17 protein-coding genes are annotated in these 16,366 nt (G+C 66.4%); 11 read left to right on the top strand and 6 right to left on the bottom strand.

What is annotated here, in order from left to right; all coding sequences use genetic code 11:
- Both D9X30_RS17510 and D9X30_RS17515 read right to left on the bottom strand, forming a co-directional pair.
- A partial coding sequence (locus D9X30_RS17510) for a helix-turn-helix domain-containing protein (protein WP_502799646.1) occupies positions 1-181 on the bottom strand: 181 nt, incomplete at its 3' end.
- A gap of 212 nt (positions 182-393) precedes the next feature.
- Positions 394-696, bottom strand: coding sequence for a DUF1330 domain-containing protein (locus D9X30_RS17515; RefSeq protein WP_153950409.1), 303 nt, complete (start codon positions 694-696; stop codon positions 394-396).
- Between the two features lie 143 nt (positions 697-839).
- On the opposite strand from D9X30_RS17515, the gene D9X30_RS17520 reads away from it, so the two are divergent.
- The 6 genes from D9X30_RS17520 (at position 840) to D9X30_RS17545 (ending at position 7,587) form a co-directional block, all read left to right on the top strand.
- Positions 840-1,571 (top strand): YoaK family protein, encoded by a 732-nt coding sequence (locus D9X30_RS17520; protein WP_153950408.1) that lies wholly within the window; start codon positions 840-842, stop codon positions 1,569-1,571.
- A gap of 92 nt (positions 1,572-1,663) precedes the next feature.
- A complete protein-coding gene (locus D9X30_RS17525; RefSeq protein ID WP_153950407.1) occupies positions 1,664-2,572 on the top strand; it encodes a LysR family transcriptional regulator in 909 nt (302 codons plus the stop codon).
- 172 nt (positions 2,573-2,744) lie between these two features.
- A complete protein-coding gene (locus tag D9X30_RS17530; RefSeq protein ID WP_153950410.1) occupies positions 2,745-3,026 on the top strand; it encodes a hypothetical protein in 282 nt (93 codons plus the stop codon).
- Entirely contained in the window at positions 3,023-4,072 is a 1,050-nt protein-coding gene (gene mdtN, locus D9X30_RS17535; protein ID WP_153950406.1) for a multidrug transporter subunit MdtN, read from the top strand. The genes D9X30_RS17530 and mdtN overlap by 4 nt, the downstream gene beginning before the upstream one ends.
- Positions 4,053-6,047, top strand: a complete 1,995-nt coding sequence (locus tag D9X30_RS17540; protein WP_153950405.1) for an FUSC family protein — start codon at positions 4,053-4,055, stop codon at positions 6,045-6,047. The genes mdtN and D9X30_RS17540 overlap by 20 nt, the downstream gene beginning before the upstream one ends.
- Positions 6,034-7,587 (top strand): TolC family protein, encoded by a 1,554-nt coding sequence (locus D9X30_RS17545; protein WP_153950404.1) that lies wholly within the window; start codon positions 6,034-6,036, stop codon positions 7,585-7,587. Before D9X30_RS17540 ends, D9X30_RS17545 begins: the two co-directional genes overlap by 14 nt.
- Positions 7,588-7,607: 20 nt before the next feature.
- Here D9X30_RS17545 and D9X30_RS17550 read toward each other — a convergent pair whose 3' ends face one another.
- Positions 7,608-9,287 (bottom strand): site-specific integrase, encoded by a 1,680-nt coding sequence (locus tag D9X30_RS17550; RefSeq protein WP_153950403.1) that lies wholly within the window; start codon positions 9,285-9,287, stop codon positions 7,608-7,610.
- A gap of 201 nt (positions 9,288-9,488) precedes the next feature.
- Here D9X30_RS17550 and D9X30_RS17555 point away from each other — a divergent pair, with 201 nt between their 5' ends.
- Positions 9,489-10,250 carry a bestrophin-like domain gene (locus D9X30_RS17555; protein WP_153950402.1) on the top strand — a complete coding sequence of 254 codons (762 nt, stop codon included), beginning with the start codon at positions 9,489-9,491 and terminating at the stop codon, positions 10,248-10,250.
- 45 nt (positions 10,251-10,295) lie between these two features.
- On the opposite strand, the gene D9X30_RS17560 is transcribed toward D9X30_RS17555, so the two are convergent.
- On the bottom strand, positions 10,296-10,751 hold the full coding sequence (locus D9X30_RS17560) for a universal stress protein (RefSeq protein WP_153950401.1): 456 nt from the start codon (positions 10,749-10,751) through the stop codon (positions 10,296-10,298).
- Between the two features lie 203 nt (positions 10,752-10,954).
- Between D9X30_RS17560 and D9X30_RS17565 the strand changes: the two genes are divergently transcribed.
- Both D9X30_RS17565 and D9X30_RS17570 read left to right on the top strand, forming a co-directional pair.
- Positions 10,955-12,598 (top strand): L,D-transpeptidase family protein, encoded by a 1,644-nt coding sequence (locus D9X30_RS17565; protein WP_153950400.1) that lies wholly within the window; start codon positions 10,955-10,957, stop codon positions 12,596-12,598.
- A 25-nt stretch (positions 12,599-12,623) separates the two neighbouring features.
- A complete protein-coding gene (locus D9X30_RS17570) occupies positions 12,624-13,190 on the top strand; it encodes a YcbK family protein (protein ID WP_153950399.1) in 567 nt (188 codons plus the stop codon).
- A 121-nt stretch (positions 13,191-13,311) separates the two neighbouring features.
- Here the strand turns inward: D9X30_RS17570 and D9X30_RS17575 are convergent, their stop codons facing one another.
- Positions 13,312-14,253, bottom strand: coding sequence for a GlxA family transcriptional regulator (locus D9X30_RS17575; protein ID WP_153950398.1), 942 nt, complete (start codon positions 14,251-14,253; stop codon positions 13,312-13,314).
- Positions 14,254-14,382: 129 nt separating this feature from the next.
- Between D9X30_RS17575 and D9X30_RS17580 the strand changes: the two genes are divergently transcribed.
- Positions 14,383-15,183 carry an SDR family NAD(P)-dependent oxidoreductase gene (locus D9X30_RS17580; RefSeq protein ID WP_153950397.1) on the top strand — a complete coding sequence of 267 codons (801 nt, stop codon included), beginning with the start codon at positions 14,383-14,385 and terminating at the stop codon, positions 15,181-15,183.
- A 22-nt stretch (positions 15,184-15,205) separates the two neighbouring features.
- Here D9X30_RS17580 and D9X30_RS17585 read toward each other — a convergent pair whose 3' ends face one another.
- The gene (locus D9X30_RS17585) at positions 15,206-16,054 is read right to left on the bottom strand and encodes a type 2 periplasmic-binding domain-containing protein (RefSeq protein ID WP_153950396.1); all 849 of its coding nucleotides are present in this window, start codon (positions 16,052-16,054) and stop codon (positions 15,206-15,208) included.
- Between the two features lie 65 nt (positions 16,055-16,119).
- Here D9X30_RS17585 and D9X30_RS17590 point away from each other — a divergent pair.
- A partial coding sequence (locus D9X30_RS17590; protein WP_194946623.1) for a transposase domain-containing protein occupies positions 16,120-16,366 on the top strand: 247 nt, incomplete at its 3' end.

A 16,366-nucleotide genomic window follows, 5' to 3' on the forward strand; every position in this document is an offset into this window, starting at 1 on the left:
TGCTGGAACGCCCGCGCTTGCGCGATATCAGTCCGCCCGGCCCATCCTCCAGCAGCCGCAAAACCAGCCGCCTGACGTGCCTGGCACTGATACCCAGACGCTCGGCAGCCCGCCAGCGCGCCAAATGGCCGTCCGCCACCGCCTGGATTACCTTCATGCGGTCAACTTCGCGCATGCTCATGGTCACCAATCCCTGTCCGTGCATCGCTGCCTCCCGTAGCGCCCGGCGAAGCTGGGAGCCTACGGGACAACAGAGGTGACATCTCTAATCATCGCAGAGGTGACATTACTAATAATGGCCAACATGCATTCCATCAATAATACATATTATGTTAAATAAAACATAACCTCCCACAGTGCCGCAGACCGTCAACATCGCCATATCGCCCCCAATCACCCACCCGAATCCTCATACCCCTCGATCACCACGATATCCGCCTGCGAGTAAGGTGCGCGCAGCGCGATCAGTGCCTGGTATTCCGGTGATCGGTAGCATTCCAGCGCGCGGGCATAGCTTTCGAATTCGATGACGACGATGCGGGAGCGTGGCGAGCCCTCGACCACCGTTTTTTCGCCATTCCGGACCAGGAACCGGGCGCCGTATTTGTCGAAGACGGCCTTGTTGCCTGTGATGTAGCCCTGATAGCCGGTGGCATCGGCGATGTCGACGGCGGCCACCCAGTAGCCCTTTTTCATGTCGGCTCCCCTAGTTTCAGTAAATTTGAATGACTCTGACTGCACAGGCGCCTTTGTGCGGGCCGGCAAATCACTATAGTTCGGCACATGGGACGCGCAAGGCGTGATTGGGTCGGTCCGGATGGTTTGAACAAGGAGTTGGCATGGCCACAAACGGTAGCGCGGGGAACGCAGGCAACGCAGCCAGCGGGGGCAAGCTGGAGATTGGGGCGTTCGCCTTCGTGGCCGGCTATACGGACGTGATCGGGTTTATCGCGCTGGCGGGCCTGTTCACCGCGCATGTGACCGGCAACCTGATCATGATTGGGGTGGAGTCGGTCGGTAGCACCGAGGGATTGTTCCTGAAGGTGCTGGCGTTACCGGTCTTCGTTGGCGCGGTCGCCCTGGCGCGTTTGACCGAGAAGCGTCTGATCCAGCGCGGTCGCGGCCCGGTGGTGCCGCTCATTGCCGCCGAGATCGCGCTGCTGGCAGCGTTTGCCGGGGTTGGCCTGCGGATGCACGCCCTGGGCGCCGGCACGGAATCGACTCTGGCAATGCTTGCCGGCCTGCTGGCCGTGGCGGCCATGGCGATCCAGAATGCATTGTCCCGGACGTCGTTGGCGGATCTTGGTCCGACCACCATCATGACCGGCAACAGCACGCAGGTGATTATCGATCTGGTGGACCTCCCTTCTACGTCGCCGGAGGCACGCGGCCCGATTCGTGCCAGGCTGGGAAAGATGGTGCCCAGCGTACTGTCCTTCGCCGTGGGCGCAATCCTGGGCGCGCTGGCCTACACACGGTTTGGCTATGCCGCCGTGGCGCTGCCCATCGTCGTGCTTTTGGTGACCTGCATCCGGCGCGCCCAATCGCAGACGGCGGTGCAGGCCCGGTGATCCGCCCCGACCGGGGCCGATCGCCGCCGGGCAGGCTTACCTTTGCGCAAAATGCCGTGTATAAGTCGGTTTCATTTGATCTGGAATCAAGAATGAAAACGACCATCGACGAATTGCTGGCCTTCGCGGCTGTCGTGGACACCGGCTCGATCACCGCCGCTGCGGAACACCTGGGGTTGACCGTGTCAGCCACCAGCCGGACGCTGAGCCGGCTTGAAGAGAAGCTCCAGACCACCCTGCTGCGCCGCACGACGCGCCGGCTCGAACTGACCGAGGAAGGCGCCGCCTTCCTGCAGCATGCGCGCGCCATCCTGTCGATGATGGACGAGGCCGAAGAGCAGATGGCGGCCCGGCGCATGCGTCCGTTCGGCCGGCTGCGCGTGGACGCGGCCACGCCTTTCATGCTGCATGTGATCGTGCCCCTGGTGGAAGGCTTCCGCTTGCGCTATCCCGAGGTGGAGCTGGAGCTGAACTCGAACGAGGGCATCACCGACCTGATCGAAAAGCGGACCGATGTGGCCTTCCGCATCGGCGCGCTGAAAGACTCCACGCTGCATGCGCGTCCCATCGGCACAAGCCGCATCCGGGTGCTTGCCAGCCCGGATTACCTGCAGCGCCACGGGACGCCGACCAAGGTGGAGCAGCTGGCCGGCCATGTGCTGCTGGGCTTCAGCCAGCCCGATTCACTCAATGACTGGCCGCTGCGCGACAACGACGGCGATACCGTCCATATCAAGCCGACCATCGCCTCATCGAGCGGCGAGACGCTGCGCAGCCTTGCGCTGGCGGGCCAGGGCATCGTCTGTCTGTCCGATTTCATGACCCGTGCCGACCGTCAGGCCGGGCGCCTGGTGCCGCTGTTCGCCCGGCAGACGCTCGACGTGCGTCAGTCCATCAACGCGGTCTACTACCGCAACACCGCCCTCGCCTCGCGCATTACCTGCTTTGTCGATCATGTGGTGGGCGTGCTGGGCAGCAAGCCGTTCGACGAACAGGCTTGAGAGTTCGATGCCCGTCAGCCAGTACTCCCCTGCGCATGGGACGCCCATTCTGCCATTCTGATTTGGCATTTTTCAGCCGCCACTTTAAATTTTCTTTGTCCCTTGGACAATCCCGATTCGGCGCTGCTATATTGGCGTGACCATTTTCCGGGCCGTCCATGCCATCCTGCCCATGGTACGTTTGCCAGGCCGGCTACGCCTGCCTTCGCTCGCTGTATTGGCCGTCCCGCTGCAGGGTTGCGCGGGTGCGCCTGCCGTGCCCCTCGTCGGGGCCTATTTCCCGCTCTGGCTATTGAGTGCGCTGGTCGGCATCGCGGGCGCCCTGGTGGCCTGGCGGATATTCGTGACGACCGGCTGGGCGGAAACCATCCGCTGGCAACTGCTGGTCAATACGGCAATCGGAATCATGATTGCCGAAATCGTATGGTTAATCGGCACGGGGCATTTTCCATGAAAATGGCAGGTATCAGGCGGGCGCCGATGCGTGGCAAATGGATTGCCCTGGCGATTATCGTGCTGGCGGTGCTGCTTTCCATTTATGCGTGGCAGCGCGCGGTCCGCTACCCTTCCACCGACGATGCCGCGCTCGATGCCGACTTCGTGCATGTGGCCTCTCCGGTCGGCGGGCGCATTGCCCGCATCCTGGTCAGCGAAAACCAGCACGTTGCCAAAGACCAGATCCTGTTCGAGATAGATCCCGTGCCGTATCGCCTGGCCCTGGCGCAGGCGCAGGCAGACCTGGCGCTTGCAAACGCCATGCTGGGGACGCGCCGCCGAGCCATCGGCACCGAGCGTGGCACGGCGTCGGTGGCATCGGAACAGATCGCGCGTGCCGAGCAGAACTACGCGCTGACGGCGCGAACCGTGGAGCGCCTCCGCCCGCTGGCTGCCGAGGGCTATGTGCCGAAGCAGCAGCTTGACCAGGCGGAGGTGGCCTGGCGCGATGCGGCCGTGACCCTGAAGCAGGCGCAGCTGCAGCGCGCCACGACGGCGCAGGCCGTAGGCAGCGAGGACGATGCCGTGGCGACCGTGCAGGCACGCGAGGCCGCCGTAGCCATCGCACAGCGCGCGCTGGACGACACCGTGGTCCGCGCCCCGCACGCCGGCCGCGTCAGCAGCCTGCGGTCGTTGTCGGGCGAGGTCGTGATCCCGAACCAGTCGCTGTTCTTGCTGGTCGATACCGGCGAATGGTTCGCGGTGGCCAATTTCCGTGAAACCGACCTGGCCGGCATTCATGTGAGCGACTGTGCCACTGTCTACTCGATGATCGACCGGCGCCACGCGCTGCGCGGCACGGTGCAGGGTATCGGCGTGGGCATTACCGATACGGACAGGCTCAACCTGCCGCGCGCCCTGCCCTATGTGCAGCCATCGGTGAACTGGGTGCGCGTGGCGCGCCGCTTCCCGGTGCGCATCAAGCTCGAAGAACCGCCGGAAACGCTGGCCCGGGTGGGTGCCAGCGCAACGGTCGAGGTGCGGCATGGCGCAGCCTGCCGCTGAGGCATCGCGCCTGGGGCTGGCCGATATCGGCGACCTGCTCGCCCCGTTCCCAGGGCGCGCCGCCGCCACCACGCGCATTGCGGCGGCCAGCACACTCACCTGCCTGATCGCAGCCATCTATGGCACGCCCGAAGCGGCCACTTCGGCCTACGTGATCTTCTTTATCAACCGTGCCGACCGTACCAGCAGCATCGTGATGAGCGTGGGCATGCTGGTGCTGATCAGCCTGATCGTAGGGCTGGTGATCGTGCTGGCGGGGCTCACGCTCGACAGCGCGCTGCTGCGCGTGACCTGCATGGCCGTCGCGTCCGCCGCGCTGCTGTTCCTGACCTCGGCCAGCAAGCTGCGGCCAGTGGGCGCCATCGTGGCCATGATCATTGGCTTCGGACTCGACGAACTGGGCCTGGTCCCCGGGGGCGAGGTGGCCACCCGGGCGCTGCTTTACGCATGGCTGATGGTGGCCATCCCGATCGGCGCGAATGTGGTGGTGAACCTGCTAATGGGCCCATCCCCGCGGCGCCTGGCCGGCGCACGCCTGGCGCATTGCGTGCGGGTGGCCGCGCAGGCTCTGCGACACCCCGAAGCGGGCGGCCCAGCCATCGCCCAGGTCCTGCGCGACGGCGTGCAGCCCGTGGCCGGCTGGCTGAAACTGGCGAAGTTCGAAGGCAGCGCGAATGCAGCCGACGTCTCGGCGTTGCGCCAGGCGATGACGTCGACCATGGCGATCCTGATGGCCGCTGACGTGGCCTGCCGGCAGCCCGGCGCGAGCCTTCCCGCGCCGCTTGCCGATTCGCTGGCCGACATGCTCGATGCAATGGCGCGGATGCTCGATGCGGGCGGCTATCCGGTGGAAATTACCGTGCCGCTGCCTGATACGGCCGCCTTGTCGCCGCTGCAGCAGTCGGTCGTGACCGAAATTGTCCAGGCCATCGCGCACTATGCCGAGCCCGAAGCCGCCGCTGCCGTCGGCCCGGCCGCACTTGCCGATGCCGCACATGAAGCCACCGACAAGAAGCGCGGCGGCTTTCTCGATGCCGATGCCTTTAGCAACCGCTCGCATATCCACTACGCGTTGAAGACCACCGGCGCGGCCATGTTCTGCTACCTGCTCTATCAGCAGCTCGACTGGCCGGGCATCCATACCTGCTTTATCACTGTCTATCTGGTGTCGCTGGGCACGGCGGCCGAATCGGTGGAAAAGCTCGTGTTGCGGCTGGCCGGCTGCCTGGTCGGCGCGGCGCTGGGCACGGCAGCCATCGTCTTCGTCGTGCCGGCGCTCGATTCGGTGGGCGGCCTGCTGGCGCTGGTGTTCGCGGGCACATGGCTGTCGGCGTGGGTGGCCATGGGCTCGCCGCGCATTGCCTACGCCGGTTTTCAGATTGCGTTCGCGTTCTATCTCTGCGTGATCCAGGGGGCGGCGCCGGGGTTCGACCTGACGATTGCCCGCGATCGCGTGATCGGCATCCTGATCGGCAACCTGGTCGTCTATCTGGTGTTCACCCGCATCTGGCCGGTCAGCATCGCCGGCCGCATCGAAGGTGCCCTGGCCAGCCTGGTGAGCCAGTGGCAGGAACTGGTGGCGGCCCGCCATTCCGACCAGCGGCGGCAGCATGCCGCCACGGCGCTTGGGCTGCAGGGCGCCATCGCGCAAGACCTGACGCTGGCCCGCTACGAGCCCGGCATGGTCGGCCCCGGACCGGCGTGGATCGACTATCACCGGCGGCGGCTGGGCGTGCTCGATGCCGTGGCGGGCCCGCTGTTCCTGCTGGCGGAGCGATTTCCGGGCGATCCCGACGTCGCTGCGCGGCTGCATGCCGTGAAGACGGCGGCGCCGCTGGCGGCGGCCTCGCCCGCACCGCTGGAGACCCATGCCGATGCGCGTACACGCGATGCGCTGCTGGCCATTGTCGACAAACAGCTGGCCGACTCGCCGTCCGGGCCTGCCACCCCCCCTGCTCCGCATGCACACACCTGATCCGCCGGCTCGCCCGCCGATAGGCCTCGCGCTGGTCGCAGCCGCGGTGGCGCTTTCCGGCTGCGCCACGTCGGCGCTGGACCTGGCCCCGCCGCAGGCCGACCGCCCGTGGCAGCCGCAAACCGCGGCCAACGGCGAGATCATGGCCGGCGTCGCCAGCCGGCCCACGCCACAGGATCGGCCGTCCGATTACACGCTGCCGGCCAATTCGGCGCTGGCGACCATCGCCCCGCCCGCACAGATCGACGCTGCTCACCCTTATACGCTTGCCGAACTGATCGACCTGGCGGAATCGTCGAACCCGTTGACACGGGTGGCCTGGAACGATGCGCGCAACGCGGCGCTGGCCACCGGCATCGCCCGCAGTACCTATCTGCCGCAGATTTCCGTGGCGGCGATGGGCGGCTGGACAAACGGCCGGCTATCCAGCAACACGGCATTGGGGTCGGCCGGCGTGGATACGTCGCACCACGGCGCGATCTCGGTGGTGTCGCTGCAATGGCTGCTGTTCGACTTCGGTGAGCGCGCAGGCCTGGTGGAAGCGGCGGAACAGGCCACGGTGGCCGCGAACATCGCCTTTACGGCCCAGCACCAGCGCATCATTCACGACGTTAGCGTGGCCTACTACCGCTACCAGGCCGCGCGCTCGCGCCGCGCCACGGTCGATCAGGCCATGGCCAATGCCGATGCGGTGCTGGCGGCGGCCAAGGCGCGCTATGCGCGTGGCGTAGGGACGGTGGTGGAGGTCGCGCAGGCCACCCAGAACCGCGCCCAGACCAATCTGGCGATGGTGCAGGCACAAGGTGCGGAGACCGATGCCTACCTGGGGCTGGTCACAGCCATCGGCATCTCGCCGCTGTCGAAGCCCGTCATTGCCGAGATGCCGCTGCGGCCGCTGTCGCCGGCACTGCGCAGTTCGGTCGAGCAGATCGTGGAGCGGGCGATTGCCCAGCGGCCCGACGTACTTGGCGCCTACGCACTGGAACGTGCCAATCAGGCCCGTGTGAAGGCGGCCGAAGCGGCCTTCCTGCCCAAGGTCTTCATGTCGGCGTTTGCCTCGTATGCGTCTGGCGGCTCGGCCATTACCGCGATTCCGCCAGTCGGCCAGCAGCCGCCCACGGTCAACCTCAATGGCAACCGGTACGGCAACAGCGTGTTTCTGGGGGTGACGCTGCCGATCTATGACGGCGGCATGCGTTCCGCCGTGCTGGCGCAGGCCCGCAACGACGTGGACAGTGCGCAGGCCCGGTTGACACGGGCCAAGGAGGAATCGGTGCGGCAGGTGGTCGTCAGCCAGAGCGCGCTGGAATCGAGCCTGGCCGCCTACGACGCCGCAAGGGCCCTGGCCGATGCGGCGCAGATTACCTACGACGCGGCGTTCGCCGCCTATCGAAAGGGCGTGGGGACTGTGACCGAAGCGAACCTGGCGCAGAACCAGCTGCTGCTGGCGCGCAATGCGTCGGCCGATGCCTACAGCGCGGCACTGGCCGCGGCCGCCACGTTGGCGCTGGCGGCGGGCGACATCGGCAAGACGCCGTAGCTGGCCGCGCCCGCCCACCGTCAGCCGCCGAACGCATCCTCCATCTGGCGCGCGCGCTTGACGCTGTCGCCGTGCAGGTACAGCGATGTCGTCGAGACCGACGCATGGCGCAGGTTGTCGCGCACCGTGGTCAGTTCCGCGCCCCGGGCAAGCGCGTGGGTGGCGTGGGTGTGGCGCAGCCAGTGCGGGCTCGCGCGGCGCAGCTTTTCGGCGGTGGCCGGGCGCTCCGCATCGAGCTGGTCCGCTGCGGTGGCGAAGAACCGCTTGATGATCATCCACAGCCGGGCGCCGGTGATGCCGCCGCTTTCGTCCGGCCCCAGGTTGCCGACGATCAGCGTCGATGGGTCCCACTGCGCGCGGGTGACCGGCAGGCCGCGCTCCACCAGGTAGCGATCCAGCGCGTTGCGCGCCAGCGGCGGCAGGGCGACCCGGCCGGCCTTGGCGCCCTTGCCCACCAGGTGCAACCAGTGGTCGCCGTGGATATCGGTCTCGATATTGCGCAGCGTGGCGCCTACGAGCTCGCTGGCGCGCAGGCCGGTGGCATAGGTGAAATCCAGAATGAAGCGCAGCCGCTGGGCAGCCGGCGCTTCCCAGCCATATGACCATTCCAGCCCGTCGGCGATGCTTCGGGTCAGCATCCATTCGCCCTCGGAAAAAGCGTGCGACACGTCGAGCGCGGCCGTCTTGGCGCCGCCCCGCACCTTGAGGCCCGCAAACGGGTTCGCCAGCACATACCGTTGCTGCACTAGCCACCGGAACAGCGCGCCCAGCACCTGCAGCGTATAGGCGGCCGAGCGCGGCGACAGGGCGTCGGTGAACGGTTTCCAGTCTGGCGCGCTGCGTGGCCGCGCCGGCCCGACCCATCGCTCGCGCGGCGACGGCTGGCGCAGGAAATTGCGGTAGGCGGTGGCGTCTTCGGTCGTCAGCGACGACAAAGGCCGGCCTTTCTCGATGATGGCCCAGAGGATCAGCCGCTCGGCCTCCTTGCGATAGGCGCGCAGCGTGGCCGGCGATTCGTGCAGCCCCAGCCAGGCCTGCACGGCGGCGTAGTCGTTGTCGGCGTTGAGCGAACAGGTTTCGCGCGGTGCCCGGAACTGGCCCAGCGACCCATCCACCTCATGCGGCAAGCGCCCCATCTGCTCCCACGGCACGATGACGCCGCGCGGTTCCGTGGCGATCAGCGCGCGGGCGCGGGCCGTCAGTTCAGGCCATTCCGCAAAAAAGGCCTCGATCCGCCTGGCGCCGTTGACGCCCAGACCCGGGATCGTGGCCCACCATTGGCGGCGGCGCGGAATGCGGACGGTCAGGTCGGCCAACGTGTGGATGTCCTGTGCGCGCAGCGCGGACACGGCCGCTGGAGCCAGCCACATGCCGATGTCGTCGGCGATGGCCGGCGCGGGCGGCGGCATGGTGCGCAGCGTCTCGATGGCCTGGTCCGCCGCCCTGCCCTGCTGCGCCCGCTCAGCCGCCGTGAATTCGAACAGGACCGCCAGGTCCTCGCGGCGCCGGTAGCGCGCGTAGGCGGCCAGTTGCCGGCGTATGCCGCCAAGGATGCCCCGCGACGACTGACCGTGCGCGCGGTCGGCATCCAGATACTGCGTGACGGCTGCCCGCGTGGACATGCCGGCGTGCCACGCACGCAGCGCGGCAAGCGAATCGGCATCGGGAAAGGCATACGGCTGGGACGGGCGGCTTTTCATGCGGCAAAGTTTAGCATTCGCATGGACATATTGCGATAAGAAAAGTTATCGCAATGAATTCCAAAATGTGCCGGAACCGGGTGCCGCCGCAAAGGGGATGGCGGACCCGAAGAATCCGTTCAAGGTGGGCAAAAGAAGCTTTCACTTGATCCAACGGCCCGGCTTGGGCAGCATGGGCCTACCACCGATCTGGGACGTACCATGCGACCGCTCATCAGCCATCCGGGCCTGCTGTTTGTCGTGCTGCTGGTATTGATGGGCATTGCCACGGCCATCGGCGCGTTGGTGTTGCGCCGCATGCGTCCGCTGGGCAGCGACGGCCGCGACGACTTCAACATCATCCAGGGGGCCACGCTGACGCTGCTGGCCCTGCTGATCGGGTTCACGCTGTCGATGGCGGTGGGCCGGTACGACCAGCGCAAGAACCTGGAGGAAGAGGAAGCCAATGCGATCGGCACCGAGTATCTGCGCGTGGAGTTGCTCGAACGGGACACCGACGCGCTCAAGTCGTTGCTGGTGCGCTATCTGGACCAGCGTATCCACTACTACCTGACCCGCGATAAGGCGCAAGTCGACGACATCGAGGCCGCGACGGCGCAGATCCAAGACGAGATGTGGAAGCGGGTGCGTGACGGTGCCCGTACGGCGCCGAATCCGATCACGGCGCTGGCGGTGGCCGGCATGAACGACGTGATCAATTCGCAGGGCTATACGGAAGCGGCCTGGCGCAATCACATACCGCTGGCGGCCTGGGGGCTGATGATCATCATCGCCTTCTGCAGCAGCCTGATGCAGGGCTACGGCGCGCGCACCCAGAGCACCAAGATCGTTCTCCTGCTGGTGGTGCCGCTGACCGTGTCGTTGTCGCTGGCGCTGATCGCCGACATTGACAGCCCCCGGGGCGGGCTGATCCGGGTCATGCCGCAGAACCTGCTCAGCCTGCAGGCATCGTTGAAACGCTAGCCCGGATCGTCGCCGGTCGGCGAGCCGGGCCGGCGGGTGGACACATCAATGCACGGTCTCGCCGCGAATCAGCAGGACTGGCTTGCTGGACTTCGAAATCACGCCTTCCGACACGCTCCCCATGATCACGCGCCGCATGCCGCGCCGGCCGTGGGTGCCCATGATGATCAGATCGGCCGGCCAATAATCGGCGCATTTGACGATGGTCCCGGAGATATTGCCGGGCGACACTGGCTTTTCGGCCAGTTCGGTCAGGCAGCGGACATTGGCATTCTCGAAGCGCCGTGCAGCGGTAGCCAGGGCCTTCTGGCCCACTTCGATCATGCCGCCCACGATCTGGCTGGGATCAATATGGGCGTACTCGAAGAACAGTTCGCTGTCGTCCACTACGAACAGCACCTTGACTTCGGCCGACAGCTGCTTGGCCAGCCCCACTGCCTGCGAAATGGCCAGTTCCGACGATGGGCCGCCGTCCACTGCCACGAGAATCCGTTCGTACATCGATCCACCTCCGCATTGACGTTGTCGCTGTAGACAGCATAGTTCGCGGCATGGCTTGTTGATTGACCTAGGTCAAACGCTGATCAATAGCAGAAACTTTGTTTTCAGATGTACCAAGGGAGGGATACGTCACGATGTTCGGATACGATACGCAAAGGACAAACGCTATCGACCTTCATACGATGACTGTTGCCCCTGCAGCCATGCCAGCCTCGACGGCGACCGCCACGGCCGTTCGTTTGCGGCGCCCTTCACACATTGCCTCGCGGTTTTCCGCGCATGTCCCCGTCCGCGTTGCATGCCTTGCCAGTGCCGGCGCGGCCTGGCTGCTGTGCAGTGCTTCGCCGGCGTGGGCCCAGCCGCCGCATGGCCTGCTCTGGTTTGCCGATGGGCGCCCCTCGCAGGCCGCGCAAGCCGCGGTCAAGGCATTGAATGGGGCCAGTACCGATGGGCTGGAGCCGCGCGACTACGACGCCGATGGCCTGCAGCGCGCGTTGGCGCAACTGGTTGATGCCCCGACGCCAGCGTCGGACGCGGCGCAACGCTTTGACGGTGCCCTCACGAGTGCCATGAAGCGATATCTGACCGATCTGCATCGGGGTCGCGTCGATCCGCGCAAGGTCCACGCGAATTTCTCGCTCGACAATCTGCCCCCGTTCGATCCGGAAAGCTACTTGCGCAACGCCATGGCGGCCAACCGGCTCGCCGACGCGATGCGCGAAGCCGCGCCATCGTTCCCGCTCTACGGCACGCTGCGCGACGCGCTGGCGAAGTATCGCAAGCTCGCCGCCGAGCCGTTCTGGAAGACGCCCCTGCCCGCCGTTGCCGGCGGCAAGCTGACGCCCGGGCAGTCCTACGCCGGCCTGCCGCAACTGGCACAACGGCTGCAGGCGCTGGGCGACCTGTCACCAGACACGCCGGTGCCACAGCGTTACGAAGGCGCGCTGGTCGATGCCGTCAAGGCGTTCCAGACGCGCCATGCGCTCGATGCCGATGGCGTGATCGGCGCGGGCACGCTGGCCCAGCTCAACGTCACGCCGGCCGCGCGCGTCGACCAGATCGTGCTGACGATGGAGCGCCTGCGCTGGACGCCGCTGGCAGAAGGCCCGCGCATGATCGTGGTCAACGTGCCCGAATTCGTGCTGCGCGCCTACGACTACGACGAAGGCAAGCTGGACATCAGGCTGGAGATGAAGGTCATCGTTGGCAAGGCGCTCGATACGCGCACGCCGCTGTTCAAGGAGGACATGCGCTATATCGAGTTCAGCCCCTACTGGAACGTGCCGTCGTCGATCGCGCGCAAGGAGGTCATTCCGAAATCCCAGCGCGATCCGGGCTATTTCACGCGACAGGGCTTCGAGTTCGTCTACGGCACCCAGGCGAATGCCACGTTCAGCCAGGCCAATGTCGATGCGGTGCTGAACGGGCAGGCGCGCATCCGCCAACGGCCCGGCCCGCTCAATGCGCTGGGGGACATCAAGTTCATCTTCCCGAACAACCAGGCCATCTATCTGCACCACACGCCCACGCCGGAACTGTTCAAGCGCGGCCGGCGCGATTTCAGTCACGGCTGCATCCGCGTGGAAGATCCTGTCGCGCTGGCGCAATTCACGCTTCAGGGCATGCCCGAATGGACCCCGGCGCGTATCCGTGAGGCAATGACGGCGGGCAAGTCGAAGACCATTGCGCTACAGCAACCGGTGCCGGTGGTACTGGCCTACGGCACTGCCATTGCGCGCGCCGACGGGCGGGTATACTTCGTGCCTGACATTTACGGACAGGACAAACTGCTGGACCAGGCGCTGCGGCAGCGCACGGGTGCCAAGCCTGCCGTACGGCCTTCATGAATGCCGCGCCGTTGTAAAAGTTTCCATGTCCGATTCCAGTTCCAGCCAGCGTCGCCGTTTTTTTCATCGTGCAAGTGCCATCGCGCTAGGCGCGGGCCTGACGACGCTCGCACCTCGCGCCGCTCTGGCGGCGTTGGGGCCCGATGCCCGCTCGCTGTCCTTCGAACACACCCATACCGGCGAGCACCTTTCGCTGGTCTATGCCATGGGCGATCAGGTTCTGCCCCAGGCGCAGACCTCGCTCAACCACTTTCTGCGCGATCACTACTCGGGCACGGTCGGTGAAATTGACCCGAAGCTGTTCGGTCTGCTGTTCTCGCTGCGGCGCGAATTGGGTAGCGACGCGCCGTTCCAGGTGATTTCGGGCTACCGCTGCCCCTTGACCAACGAGCGCCTGCGAAAGACCCGCGGCGGTGGTGTCGCCAGGCGCAGCCTCCACATGGATGGCATGGCCATCGACATCCGACTGCCCGGCGTGGCGCTGGCCGACCTGCGAGACGCGGCGCAGACGCTGCAGGCGGGGGGCGTCGGCTTCTACAAGTCCGAGAACTTCGTCCACGTGGACACGGGGCGCGTACGAAGCTGGGGCTAGGAGACCCGCGGCATGTATCCGCATCGACGGCTGATCTACCATGCGGTGAGGTCCCTTGTTGCCGATGCGACCTTCTTGTCACGTTTGGCCCATCGGCTGCCTTTATCCCGCCGTTCCCGCGCTACCCCCTCGCCTCGCGCCGCACTGCCTGCGGTGGCATGCCGAAGCCGCGGAGGAATGCCTCTCGCAGGTGACGGCGGTCGCGGAATCCGGTCTCTTTTGCCACCACGTCCAGTGGATGGCGGCTCTGTTCGATCATCAGCCGCGCGGCCTCCAGGCGCAGGCTTTCCACGGCCTTGGCCGGTGACTGCCCGGTTTCGGCCGTGAACACGCGGCTGAACTGACGGGGGCTCAGATGCACGGCGCTGGCCAGCTCTTCCACGGTCAGCGGCTGGTGCAGATGCTTGCGAGCGTAGTCCAGCGCACTCTGGATGCGGTCGGATTTGGGCGCCAGGTCAAGCAGTTCGGAGTGTTGCGACTGCCCGCCCGAGCGGCGCTGGTACATCACAAGCTTGTGGGCCACGGACCGCGCCACATCAGCCCCGAGGTCGGTTTCCACCATCGCCAGCGCCAGGTCCAGCCCGGCCGTCATGCCGGCGGACGTCCAGATGGGTCCGTCCACGATATGGATGCGGTCGTCTTCCACCCGGATCTGAGGGTGTGCGCGCTGCATGTCCCGCGCGTAGAACCAGTGCGTGGTAGCGCGGCGGCCGTCGAGCAGCCCGGCCTCGGCCAGGATGAAGGCCCCGGTGCAGATCGATGCCACCCGGCGTGCCCGGGGCGCGGCCCTGCGCACAAGGTCGAGCATCGGCTGCGGCGTGGGCGTGGCCACCGGGTCTGCCGCCCCGGCCAGCACCCAGGTGTCCACGGTGATCCGCGCGCCGGCAGGTCGCGTTTCGACGGCCATGCCCAGTGACGACCGCACCTGGCCGCCTGCCACCGAGTAACTGTCGATCCGGTAGAACGGCTCGCCCGCTACCAGGTTGGCATACTCGAACACGCTTTGTGCCGCCAGCGCCATCACCTGGAAGCCATCCATCAGCAGAAATCCCACCCTGTGCATGTCATCACCCGTTTTGTCCGATGTCCTGAAACATGACTATATACGTCATTTCGGCCAAACGTGAACCGGTCTACGATGCTTCACATGGATGCAGCGCATCCGAACTCAACCCCTGAATGGAGAAGCATCATGACGCAGCAACATCACCTGGGCACGGCACTCGTCACCGGCGCATCGTCGGGCATCGGCGCCATCTATGCGGACCGGCTGGCACGGCGCGGCTACGACCTCGTGCTCGTGGCGCGCAATCGCGACAAGCTCGACACGCTGGCGCGCCGCATCACCGACGAAACAGGCCGGGCTGTCGAAGTGTTCGCGGCCGATCTCAACGACCGCGCATCGCTGGCCCGTGTGGAAGAGAAACTCCGCACCGATGCGAGCATCACGCTGCTGGTGAACAACGCCGGCATCGGCACGCACACGCCGCTGCTGGACAGCGACGTAGACGCGATGACGAAGATGATCGACCTGAACGTTACCGCGCTGACCCGTCTGACCTACGCCGCCGTGCCGGGCTTCGTGGCGCGCGGCAAGGGGGCGATCATCAATATCTCGTCGATTGTCGGCATCGCGCCTGAGGTGCTAAACGGAGTCTATGGCGGCAGCAAGGCATTCGTGACCGCGTTCAGCCAGTCTCTGCACCATGAGGTCGGCGCCCGGGGTGTGCGCGTGCAGGCGGTGCTGCCCGGTGCCACGGCCACCGATTTCTGGGAAACCGGCGGCCTGCCCGTGGAGAATCTGGACCCGGCCATCGTGATGCAGGCCACCGATATGGTCGATGCCGCGCTGGTTGGCTTCGACAATGGCGAGCTGATCACGATCCCGTCGCTGCACGCGATCGAGCACTGGAACGCCTATGAGGCCGCACGCGGTGCAATGGCCGGCGTACTGTCGAACCGCACGCCGGCCCCGCGCTATGTAAAGGCCTGACGTGTCACGCCGGCCCGCCGGCTCAGGAATGGCAGACCAGGCCGTCCTGCAGCTGGCTGGCCTCGTAGGCGACGTCGCCGGCGCGCTGTTCGCGGGCGCGCTGCAACGCCCCATTGTTGCGCCAGTCGCGCGTGGTCTGGTCGAACCATGCGGCGGACTGCGGATCGGTAGCATGCAGGCCGATGCGCGCGGCGCCGGCGTCAGCCTGCAGATTGGCGTCCAGCTTGCGATAGAAACGCCATTCCTGGAGCGTCAGCAGGCGCGCCACGACCGGCGCATCGTCGGCAAGCGCCTGGCATTCGCCAGCCAGAAAGCCTGTGGCGGCACGAATCGATGACGCGTAGACCTTTGGCACGCCCTGGAAGTCCTGCGCGATACGGGTGGCATAGGCGCTGCCCTGCCCCACGCAAACCGGCTGCCCGCGCAGGTCGCCGGTGCGCTGGTAGCGGCTGCCGCGCAGCACCAGCAGCGATCCCTCGCCGATGGCGTAGGCCGGCCCGACAGGCGCCACGGATTCGCCGGGCAGCGACGGGCGGGCGCCGGCCACGACCACGTCCACCTCACGTTGCGCGGCCTGCCAGGCCGGCGACCCCGGCTCGCCAGGCAGCCCGATGACCTGCAGCTTCACACCAAGGCGGTCCGCCACAAAGCGCGCCATGGCCACGTCGAACTGGTCGGGCTCGGGCGGCGTGGGCGCCTTGGGCGGCGCCGGGCGCGCGTATTGGCGCACGCCGACCACCAGCGTGCCGCGCTGCTGCACCGATTGCAGCCACGGACCCGGCGCGACGGGCCGCGTCACCGCATAGGCCGCGGCAATGCCGGCCAGCGCCAGCAGCGCGGCCAGCCAGCGGTATCGGCGCAACCTAGCCATTAAGCGCAATACTGTTCAGATAGTATTTTTAAAGCCATAATCCTCATCCATCGAAGCTTCAATGGATGAGGGTGATGGCCAGAACACGCAAGACGCTGCCGTCGAGAGTTGACGTTGCGCATTTGATCAGCGCCGGGGTGCTGGCCAGCGTGTGTCCACGGACGTTGATCGAAGAAGTGTTGGCCGAGACCGGCAAGGCCAGCCAGCGGGAGCGGCTGCTGCCCGCGCCGGCAGTGGTGTATTACGTGATGGCGCTGGCGCTGTGGCGCGAAGCGCCGCTGGAGGAAGTGCTGCGCGTGGTGTGCGAAGGCC

Origin of the sequence: Cupriavidus sp. U2 (assembly GCF_009663685.2) — a bacterium.
Lineage (GTDB): Bacteria > Pseudomonadota > Gammaproteobacteria > Burkholderiales > Burkholderiaceae > Cupriavidus > Cupriavidus necator_C.

Coding starts and splice junctions, on each gene's coding strand:
- D9X30_RS17550 (WP_153950403.1), bottom strand. CDS start 9,287: ATGAAAAGCCGCCCGTCCCAGCCGTATGCCTTTCCCGATGCCGATTCG.
- D9X30_RS17540 (WP_153950405.1), top strand. CDS start 4,053: ATGGCGCAGCCTGCCGCTGAGGCATCGCGCCTGGGGCTGGCCGATATC.
- D9X30_RS17585 (WP_153950396.1), bottom strand. CDS start 16,054: ATGGCTAGGTTGCGCCGATACCGCTGGCTGGCCGCGCTGCTGGCGCTG.
- D9X30_RS17530 (WP_153950410.1), top strand. CDS start 2,745: ATGGTACGTTTGCCAGGCCGGCTACGCCTGCCTTCGCTCGCTGTATTG.
- D9X30_RS17580 (WP_153950397.1), top strand. CDS start 14,383: ATGACGCAGCAACATCACCTGGGCACGGCACTCGTCACCGGCGCATCG.
- D9X30_RS17555 (WP_153950402.1), top strand. CDS start 9,489: ATGCGACCGCTCATCAGCCATCCGGGCCTGCTGTTTGTCGTGCTGCTG.
- D9X30_RS17515 (WP_153950409.1), bottom strand. CDS start 696: ATGAAAAAGGGCTACTGGGTGGCCGCCGTCGACATCGCCGATGCCACC.
- D9X30_RS17575 (WP_153950398.1), bottom strand. CDS start 14,253: ATGCACAGGGTGGGATTTCTGCTGATGGATGGCTTCCAGGTGATGGCG.
- D9X30_RS17570 (WP_153950399.1), top strand. CDS start 12,624: ATGTCCGATTCCAGTTCCAGCCAGCGTCGCCGTTTTTTTCATCGTGCA.
- mdtN (WP_153950406.1), top strand. CDS start 3,023: ATGAAAATGGCAGGTATCAGGCGGGCGCCGATGCGTGGCAAATGGATT.
- D9X30_RS17560 (WP_153950401.1), bottom strand. CDS start 10,751: ATGTACGAACGGATTCTCGTGGCAGTGGACGGCGGCCCATCGTCGGAA.
- D9X30_RS17565 (WP_153950400.1), top strand. CDS start 10,955: ATGCCAGCCTCGACGGCGACCGCCACGGCCGTTCGTTTGCGGCGCCCT.
- D9X30_RS17525 (WP_153950407.1), top strand. CDS start 1,664: ATGAAAACGACCATCGACGAATTGCTGGCCTTCGCGGCTGTCGTGGAC.
- D9X30_RS17545 (WP_153950404.1), top strand. CDS start 6,034: ATGCACACACCTGATCCGCCGGCTCGCCCGCCGATAGGCCTCGCGCTG.
- D9X30_RS17520 (WP_153950408.1), top strand. CDS start 840: ATGGCCACAAACGGTAGCGCGGGGAACGCAGGCAACGCAGCCAGCGGG.